The 532-nt window shown below is 66.4% G+C and carries 1 protein-coding gene; it reads right to left on the bottom strand.

Going from position 1 to position 532, the window contains the following annotated elements; all coding sequences use genetic code 11:
- Nucleotides 1-461, bottom strand: a 461-nt coding sequence (locus tag JKL46_RS37215; RefSeq protein ID WP_201843088.1) for a helix-turn-helix domain-containing protein, incomplete at its 3' end; no start/stop codon positions are given.
- Between the last annotated feature and the right edge of the window lie 71 nt (nucleotides 462-532).

Raw genomic sequence — 532 nt, 5'->3', positions numbered from 1 at the left:
ACCTCGCGCAGCTGCTTCTGCTCGAGAAGCATGACCGCCCAGTCGCCGCGCCGGGCATAGACCGGGGTCAGATCGAAGCCGAAGGCGTCGACCACCTGGCCGGCCAGGTCCTTGACGGCAAAGCGCTTGCCGTTGGGCGAGTCCTTCGGGGTGACGAGCTGCAGGTCGACGAGCTGGCGCAGGATGCGCCGGATCGCCCGCTCGGTCAGGCCGGTGCGGGTCATGAAGTAGTCGTTGGACGGCCAGACCAGCAGCCGCTCCCATTCCTGCTCGCCCCAGCAGGCGACCAGTTCCGAAAGCACTGCGCGCTGGGCCGGCCTCAGGTCGAGGGCCTTGCCGGCATCCCGGGCTGCCGCAGATAGTTCTTTTCGTGTGACCGTGCGCCCGGTCTCGAGCGCAAGTTTCCGTCCGGCCAGAGCGGCATGTCTCAGCCGCCGGCCTCCTGACGATGCGATCTGCATCGTACCCTCCATGTTGAGGGCAAAGCGGGAGTGCTCACCGAAACCGATGCTCTTGACAGTCAGTTTGTCGG

This window comes from Microvirga zambiensis WSM3693 (genome assembly GCF_016735695.1).
Classification (GTDB): Bacteria; Pseudomonadota; Alphaproteobacteria; order Rhizobiales; family Beijerinckiaceae; genus Microvirga; species Microvirga zambiensis.
This window is presented reverse-complemented; position numbering and strand designations above follow the sequence as displayed.